Annotated in this window: 7 protein-coding genes, 1 pseudogene and 1 riboswitch; of the genes and pseudogenes, 7 read left to right on the forward strand and 1 reads right to left on the reverse strand. The window is 47.1% G+C overall.

Features of this window, described 5'->3' with window-relative positions; all coding sequences use genetic code 11:
- Positions 1-29 precede the first annotated feature (29 nt).
- Positions 30-908, reverse strand: a complete 879-nt coding sequence (locus tag DXA13_RS18695; RefSeq protein WP_118246551.1) for an AraC family transcriptional regulator — start codon at positions 906-908, stop codon at positions 30-32.
- A 456-nt stretch (positions 909-1,364) separates the two neighbouring features.
- Here DXA13_RS18695 and DXA13_RS18700 point away from each other — a divergent pair, with 456 nt between their 5' ends.
- The 7 genes and pseudogenes from DXA13_RS18700 to DXA13_RS18730 all read left to right on the forward strand — a co-directional run bounded on the left by DXA13_RS18700 (position 1,365) and on the right by DXA13_RS18730 (position 8,661).
- Positions 1,365-3,110, forward strand: a complete 1,746-nt coding sequence (locus DXA13_RS18700; RefSeq protein WP_118246552.1) for a 2Fe-2S iron-sulfur cluster binding domain-containing protein — start codon at positions 1,365-1,367, stop codon at positions 3,108-3,110.
- A 96-nt stretch (positions 3,111-3,206) separates the two neighbouring features.
- Complete coding sequence (locus DXA13_RS18705) at positions 3,207-4,238, forward strand: 4Fe-4S dicluster domain-containing protein (protein WP_118246553.1); 1,032 nt, start codon at positions 3,207-3,209, stop codon at positions 4,236-4,238.
- Between the two features lie 20 nt (positions 4,239-4,258).
- A pseudogene (asrC, locus tag DXA13_RS18710) lies at positions 4,259-5,265 on the forward strand (sulfite reductase subunit C).
- A 124-nt stretch (positions 5,266-5,389) separates the two neighbouring features.
- Positions 5,390-5,512, forward strand: a riboswitch (FMN riboswitch).
- 225 nt (positions 5,513-5,737) lie between these two features.
- The gene (locus DXA13_RS18715) at positions 5,738-6,346 is read left to right on the forward strand and encodes an ECF transporter S component (protein WP_118246554.1); all 609 of its coding nucleotides are present in this window, start codon (positions 5,738-5,740) and stop codon (positions 6,344-6,346) included.
- A 124-nt stretch (positions 6,347-6,470) separates the two neighbouring features.
- Entirely contained in the window at positions 6,471-6,836 is a 366-nt protein-coding gene (locus DXA13_RS18720) for a pyridoxamine 5'-phosphate oxidase family protein (RefSeq protein WP_243009221.1), read from the forward strand.
- Positions 6,837-6,868: 32 nt separating this feature from the next.
- Positions 6,869-7,339: a C-GCAxxG-C-C family protein gene (locus DXA13_RS18725; protein WP_118246555.1), complete on the forward strand. Its 471-nt coding sequence runs from the start codon at positions 6,869-6,871 to the stop codon at positions 7,337-7,339.
- A complete protein-coding gene (locus tag DXA13_RS18730) occupies positions 7,336-8,661 on the forward strand; it encodes a hypothetical protein (protein WP_147348057.1) in 1,326 nt (441 codons plus the stop codon). The genes DXA13_RS18725 and DXA13_RS18730 overlap by 4 nt, the downstream gene beginning before the upstream one ends.
- The last annotated feature ends 5 nt before the right edge of the window (positions 8,662-8,666 follow it).

Consider the following 8,666-nt stretch of genomic DNA (forward strand, 5'->3'; position numbering starts at 1 on the left):
TCAGAATTTCTGTTCCCTTGAACCGAACCTTATTTCTTCCTGACAGGAATCCAGATTTCAGAAACATAGGTGCTGCTGGTTCTGTCACCATCCGGATAAACTTCAAAGGTAAATTGAGAGTACTGCTCGTATTCTGAAGCCGGGAAGAATTCCGCATATACTTTGTGCCAGCCTTCCTGAATACCCTGCGGCACCGCACCCCTGCATTCAAATACGGCCCAGGTGAGTTTCGGAACATCTTTGATCGTATAGCCGTCAGGAACAGGGCCGCCCATGTACTGTGTACCGATGGAGTACTCGAAATCCGATGATTCTCTGCAGGTATCTTCGGAACAGATACCGAGAAGAGCTCGTCCAAATACACTCTCTTCGGATGTCATGCCGCAGAGAACATCAAAGGTGCCGTCCTCTGCACAGGTGTTCCAGAATTCAGGAATCAGCCTGCGGTTAATCTCTTCATCCGTTGTAAATCTTTTTGTCCTGGCTGCGATTTTCATTGCTTCTTTTTCTTCAATTCTGTAATTCATAATATTACCGCCTTCCAATGATAGTTTAATTGACAAACGGGAAAAAGATTTTAAACTGGCTCCGCGCTGCTTTGCAGCTGACGGAGTGATGCCGTGAAAGCGGGTAAATGCCTTTGTGAAGCTGTCCGGGCTGTCGTAGCCGTATTTGAGAGCCGCATCGATCACTTTGATATCAGAACCGGCCAGTTCGCTTCCTGCGAGCGTAAGCCGTCTGCTGCGTATATATTCACCCAGTGGATATCCACATAGGACGCTGAATACGCGTTGAAAATGATAATTTGATGAATAAGCTCTTTTAGCCACTTCATCGTAGTCGATGGATTCCGTGATGTTGTCCTCCACATAGTCGATTGCCCTTTGTATTCCCGTTACCCAGTCCATCTCATTCCCTCCCTGTCTGAACCCATCATATCAAATAGAAGAACCGCTTCCCCGACTTTCCATGCGCACAGGTGACGGATCCTTGTGCAGAAATTTATTTGCTGATTTTGCGGCACTTAAATTACGTTTCTGATCTATATTTTACCGTATGAGGCTTCATTCCGCCATCTTATTTTTTCCTGCTGTTTTTGCGGTATGCAGATACTGCTCCTTTTCCACATGGACAGGGCGATGGCAGCTGGGCAGAGATCGGCGGCAGCGTGCTACGGTCATGCCTGGCAATTTCCGCAGCTGTCTCCGATCAGTGGAGAACATTCCTTTAAAGAACCGTAATGGACGTACTATAAATAAAATTTATGACGGCATAAAAAGTTCCATGTTTACTTTTTCTTGGCCGCCCGTGATAATGATACCATAAAAGTTCCTTTAATATCAGGAAAGGATGAGGATAAACAAATGCAGATTTTTATTAACGGGAAGCCTTTTGAGGCGGAAGCCGGCCAGACCATTCTGGAGGCGGCGAGAGAGCATGGATTTCACATTCCGACGCTCTGCTTTCTGAAAGAATGTCAGAATACGGGGAAATGCGGGATATGCCGGGTGGAAGTGGAAGGAAATGAGAACCTGGTGGGGGCCTGCGGCACCGCCGTTGAAGAGGGAATGAAGATTCGGACAAACAGCAGGCGGGTACAGGAAGCGGTGAAAGCCAAAATGGAAGAACTGCTTACGGATCATAATTTTTCCTGTGGCACATGCATGCGGAAACGGGACTGCGAATTTTTGAAGCTGGTGAAGCTGGTACATGCCAGGATTCCGGACGAAGCGGCCAGAATTCTGAAAGAACGGATAAACGGAGAGTTCGCAGAAAAACGGGATGAAAGAAGCGTTTCCATCGTAAGAGATGAATCGAAATGTATCCGATGCGGCCGGTGTGTTTCTGCCTGTCATACGAAATCAGGCACGGACATTATGCAGCCAAATGGGGAAGAGGGACACGAAATTATGGCCCCCCTTGAGCTGAAATGTTTTGACCAGACGGGCTGCCTGCTGTGCGGACAATGTGTTGCCGCCTGCCCCGTAGGAGCGCTTTCTGAAAAGTCTTCTCTGATTCAGGTGAGAAAAGCACTAGCCGACCCGGCGAAGCACGTCGTTGTAGGAATGGCTCCTTCCGTTCGTACGGCTCTTGGAGAGGCATTTGGTTATCCATATGGCACGGATGTTACAGGAAAGGTATATGCCGCGCTGCGCCGGATGAATTTTAAAAAAGTATATGACGTCAACTTCGCAGCAGATATGACGATCATGGAAGAGGGAACAGAACTGATTACCCGCATTCAGGCGGGAGGTCCCTTCCCCATGTTCACATCATGCTGTCCTGGATGGATCCGCCTTGTGGAAAATTACTATCCTGAGCTCATGCCGAATGTGTCGAGTGCAAAATCACCTCAGCAGATGTTCGGAGCGATGACAAAGAGCTACTATGCGGATACGAATCATATAGATCCGGAATCTGTTTTTACTGTAACCGTAATGCCGTGTACGGCTAAGAAGTTTGAAGCGGCCCGCAGGGAAATGACGGACAGACGGGGAATCAGAGATGTGGACGCGGTTCTGGATACGAGAGAATTGGCAAGTCTCGTTCTGGATGCAGGAATCTGTTTTTCGCAGCTTCCAGATGAAGAAGCCGACCCGGATATGGGATATTATACGGGAGCGGCCGTGATTTTCGGAGCTACCGGAGGCGTTATGGAAGCAGCGCTGCGGACGGCGAAGGATCTGATGGAGCAGGTGAGCCTGGAAACGGTGGATTATCAGGACGTGAGAGGGTTGGATGGCGTAAAGGAAGCTGTTGTAAAAATCGCAGGCAGTGAATATAGGATTGCTGTTATTCACGGAGCAGCCAATCTGTTCCATTTTATGGAGAGCGGAAAATTAAAGGATAAAGATTATCATTTTATAGAAGTCATGGCCTGTCCCGGTGGATGTGTGAACGGAGGCGGACAGCCCCACGTAAGCGCTGCTGACAGAGAAACTCACAATTTCTGCAAGGAGCGGGCAGACGTACTGTATCGTCAGGATAGCCGGCTTACATACCGCAAATCCCACAAGAATCCGTACATTCTGAACATGTACCAGGAATACCTGGGGGACGTCGGGGGAGAAAAAGCACATTCCTTGCTGCACGTTCGATATGAAAAATAGCCGAGCATCCGGGAGAAACGCAGCTGTTTGCTGCGTTCAACACGCCCGGCCAAATGCGAAGCTGTTTACTAATTATGAAATCCAAGGAGGTTACACATGTATTTAAGCGGCAAGGAATCAGAAGAGCTGATCAGGGCCCTGCAGAACGATTATATTATTTATGCGCCGAAAGCGTATGCGAACCAGGGAAGATACAGCTACACGGACAGCATACGATATGGGGTGATTGAACATTTTTCAGAAATAGAGTATCAAAAGAGATCAGACTATGCCATAAAGGAGGTACTGATCCCGATCCGCCAGACTGTGGCGGTAGAAATCGGAAACACCGTAGTACCGGTGGCGCCGGAAGAAACAAAGCCGATTTTAATGTTTCTTCGTACCTGTGATCTGCACGCGCTCAAGCGCCTGGATCAGACGTTCGGAAAAGATGCCTTTTATCAGAATAGAAGGGCCGGAATGAAGACGGTTTTGATGGAGTGCAAAAAGGGATTCGATACTTGCTTCTGCGTGTCTATGAACACGAATACTGCGGATCAGTTCGATATGGGAGTGCGATTTGAAAAAGACGGTTTATCTCTTGAAATCAGGGATAAAGAATTGGAAGCTTATCTGCCGGCAGCAGGTAAAGACGACGATTACAGCTTTGCCTTCGTATCAGAAAATGAAATGAAGGTGAGAACGCCGAAAATCAGGGAGTGGGACTGGCAGACTCAGGCAGAGATCAAGGATATGGACTTGTGGAAGGCGTATGAAAAGCGCTGCATAGGCTGCGGAAGCTGTAATATGGCATGTTCCACATGTACGTGCGTTCAGGAGAAAAGAGTTCCTGCTGTTGACGGAAAGATAACGGAAATACAGAGGGTATGGGGAGGCTGCCAGGTGGTTACTACCCACGCGCTCAGTAAAAATCCTGTTACGGCAATCGTTCCCAAAAGAATTCGTCAGAGGGTTATGGATAAGTTTTACAGGCCCACGCTGAAGGAATCAAAAGAGCAGATCTGCGTGGGCTGCGGCCGCTGTATCGATATCTGTCCGAGGCTGATTAATTTTGGAACAACCGTAAACCGTTTCTGTGATGAACTGGACCAGCTTTATGAGGCTTCCGGCGCCACGAACGAGCAGTAGGGAAAGGAGAACCGTTTATTATGAATCACGATATCAATGTAGATCAGCTGCGTTCCAATTGTTTCCGCCAGTCCAAAGTGCCGGGAGAGTTCATGTTCCAGATGCGCGTGCCGGGAGGGGTGATGGATGCAAAGCATCTGACGCTTGTACAGGAGATCGCCCAGAAATACGGAAACGGAAGCTTCCATATTGGGACGCGCCAGACCTTTTCCATACCTGGTATTAAGTATGAAAATATTGAAGCGGTCAACAAAATGATCGGGGATTATATACGGGAAGTAGAAGTGTATGGGTGCGGCGTTGACATGGAGCCTGGCGATCAGGGGTATCCGACGCTTGGAGCACGCAACATTATGGGCTGCATCGGAGCCGATCACTGTCCTAAGGCGAATATGCAGGTTCCATCACTGGCCCGCAAACTGGAGAAAGTGATTTTTCCCAGCCATTACCATATCAAAATCTGTCTGGCCGGATGTCCGAACGACTGTATCAAGGCTCATATGCTGATTTCGGTATCCTGGGCGTAACCATTCCCCAGTATGATGCCAGCCGCTGTATTTCCTGCGGCGCCTGTGTCCGCGCTTGTTCCCAGCGGTCTACGGATGCCCTGTCCGCGGTAAACGGCAGAGTTGTCCGCAACGAGCATATCTGTATCGGGTGTGGAGAGTGTGTGGAGGCATGTCCGACACGGGCTTTCGTGCGGTCGCCAAAGGTGTACTACCGCGTGCTGATCGGAGGCCGTACGAGCCGCAAGAGCCCGCGCGTAGGAAAGATTTTCCTGGACTACATTACGGAAGACGTGCTGCTGAAGGTCATCGGCAACTGGAGGGAATTTTCTGCAAATACGCTGGAATACAAACCTGTTTATATCCATGGAGGTCATCTGATCGACAAAGCGGGTTATATGAAGTTTAAAGAAATGATGCTGGACGGCGTTACTCTCAACAAGGAGGCGAAGGTTGCTTCCCGCATCAACTGGAATGAACAGGAATACAGGGCGAATATGAGCGTAAACCATGCCAATTAAAGATAAATACGTAAAAAGTATGTACATTTTTGCACAACAGGTGTATAGTATAAATCGATGACGGCATAAGAGAGTATGGCCGTCGGCAGATGACGTTACAGCATTGACAAGACAATTTCATATCGGCAGTCTTTGTGGCAAGGTGAAAATCCTTACCGATGGTGATAGTCCATGACCCGTGCGACGCACGGCTGATTTGGTGAAATTCCAAAACCGACGGTTATAGTCCGGATGAGAAAAGACGTTTTCTGTGACCTTTACCCCGGAGACTATTTATGTAGTCTCCGGTTTTTTACATAGGAAAGTTCTCCGAACTATCCTATGTAAAAAAATCCTTCCAGGTGCGAGAGCTCCGCTTGCGGAACTCTTTGTTCAAGCTCCTGTGAAACAAAAAACTCTCTGCAGGGAGGCGCGCATTTTTTAGCAGTGCTCCCGGCAGAAAGAAATTTTATCAGAGAAAGGACAGAAAGAAATGGAAAAGAACACATTGAAAACAAGGAATATCGCCCTGATCGGAGTGATGGGAGGGCTCGGAGCAGTCCTTATGATGATTCGGTTCCCCCTGCCGTTTATGCCGCCCTTTATGGACTTTGACTTTGCAGGCCTGGTGGAGATTATCGGGGGATTCGCTTTGGGACCGGTGGCGGCGGTGTTTATCATAGTCGTAAAAATTCTCGTAAAAATGGCTATTCTGGGGACGAATTCCGCTCTGACAGGGGAAATCCAGAATATCCTCCTGAGCTGTGCATACGTGCTTCCTGCCATTTGGATTTATGATAGAAAGAAGACGAAAGGTCATGCCGTTGCAGGAATGGCAGTCGGAACGGTTATATGTGCCGTCGTTGCGATCTTTACGAATATGTATATGATAATTCCATTCTATGTAAAGCTGTTTGGAATGAGCATGCAGGAGATCATAGACATGTGCCATGCCATTAACCCGGCGATCAGCAATCCCTTTACCTTTGCCCTGTTCGGCATTGTGCCGTTTAACCTGATAAAAAACGGGGTGACTTCCCTGATCACATACTTTGCGTATAAGAAAATAAGCGTTCACATTAAACATTTTGTCAATCGATAGGAGGAAATATCATGCAGGAAAGACCGAGAAAGAAGATGACGGTAGAAGAGGCAGAAGAGAGGATGTTCAGCCTGCTGGGAACGTCGAAGATCATGCGCTGGCATCCAGCGCCGCCGATCATGTAATGGTGAGAAATGTCAGCTGTCTGTTTTATGACGGGAAAATCTATTTTAAAACGGACAAGAATTTCAGAAAGACAAAGCAGCTGTTTGAAAATCCGAATGTGGCCCTTTGCTGGAACGGCGTGCAGGTGGAGGGAACCGCAATGAACAGGGGACTTGTCATCGATGAGCCTGGAAGAAAATTTGAAAAGCTTTATGAAAAATATCTGAAAAACAGCTACAATAAATACAGCCATGAAGATACGGAAATTCTAATCGAAGTGACGCCGAAATTTGCAGAACTGTGGGATACGGATGAAAACGGAGACGCCTATCAGGTGTTTATTGATTATGAAAAGGAACGAGTGGACGTAGTATCCTACGACTGATTTCATATACGGGAAAATGAGAAAAGGAGAACATGAATATGACTCATGGAGAAAAGGCGAAGGCGTTGTTTTTAGAAGGATATAACTGTTCCCAGGCCGTAGCAGGGGCATTCTGCGAGGAGATGGGAATGGATATGGAGACGGTGGCAAAAATGGCCTCTTCCTTCGGCGGTGGCCTCGGACGGATGAGAGAGGTATGCGGCTGCGTCAGCGGTATGGCCCTTGCAGCAGGTGTGCTTTACGGATATTCCGATCCCAAGGCCAGGGAAGAAAAAACGGACCACTACAGGCTGATTCAGGAGCTGGCGGACGAATTCCGCAGAAAGAGCGGGAGTATTATCTGCCGGGAACTTCTGTCTGGAATCAATGGCGATACGAATCCGGTCCCGGAGGAGCGGACGAAGGAATACTATAAAAAACGGCCCTGTGCGGAACTTGCTGCCATAGCGGCCGAGATTTTTGAAAAGAAAATGACAGAAATGGAAACACAGGAGGATCTATGATGATATTCCCCCAAAAGAACATCAAAAGTGAGGAAGAGAGCGGCAATGATCTGGTGCTCCATCCACCACGGGCGATCGGGATCGCTGGTATTGTTACGCTGGTAATAGGTTTGTTGCTGTCAGTTTTTTGCTATTTGGATTACCTTAACGGAAATGAGACGGCCTCTGTAGGGATCGCCCTGGGATTTTTAATGATCCCAGGGATTGCTGGAATTTTACTCGTCCTATACAGCTGCCGGCTTGTAACTGTTAAGGGGGAGGATATCGTATTTCGGGATTTTCTGCTGCGCAGGCACCGATGCAGGCTGAGTGAAATAACTAAGGTAATATGGTCGGCAGATGGTTATGTTCTTATGGGCAAGACAGGAAAACTGTTTAAATTATATGATGATTTTGTTACTTGTGAACAACTATTTATAGAATTGGAGAAACGTGGGGTGGAACTGGATATTCCAGGGCGCACATTTGGTGCCGGCAGATTGGCGGCCATTCATCCATGCCCGGACAAACGCCGCTTTACGGTACGCTCATGTAATTGTTCCCTGCGATATGGGGGGAAAATAAAAATAGAAGGCACTAATCTGGTGTTTTGCAGACGTTTTCAGAAAATGGTGTGTTATACAGTCAGCGAGCTGACAGGGGTACACATAAAGGAAAAGAAAGATGGACGGATTATTATAAGTATTTTTTATCAAAACCACAGGCTTCTGTTTAAAATAAATGCCTTTATTGGCGACTGTCAGGATACCCGCTTCGTTTTTGCGCTGGTGCGTCATTTGAAAGAGTCAGGAGTCCCGTTAAAAGGCATGGAGAATGTAGGTGAAGACATCCATTGTATGATGAGAAAACAGTTTATAAATAGGGAGGACGCAGAGAGGATTCTTATGGAGGAATATGAACGGATTCTTCCGACAATCAGGAAGTATGAAACAGATTTGGAGGAATTAGGATTTCAATTGATGCACGGCACCGTTGACAGGGAAAAAGTGGAGTACCAAGTTAAAGTACTATTTCCAGATCAAATGGTGGATCGTGCATTTGTTTTGGGATATTACCTCTGCTTTACGAAAGAAGGCCGTTTTGTTTATGACAAAAAGCAGAAGTGCCCGCTGTATCAGTGCAGGCCGGTGATGACCGGAAAGCCGGAATACCTCAAAGCCGGAAGCGACTATGATGAAGTATTAAAGGATCTTATTTACTTTGAAGCAATCCCAGAGCCTGTTATTCGATATACTATGGAGTATTTTCTAATGCTAATTAAAAAGAAAAGAATATACATATCAGAATATAAGAGCTTCTTTAATTCAAAAAATAAGGAATAAGTATT

Source organism: Clostridium sp. AM58-1XD (genome assembly GCF_003464085.1).
Lineage (GTDB): Bacteria > Bacillota > Clostridia > Lachnospirales > Lachnospiraceae > Lachnoclostridium_A.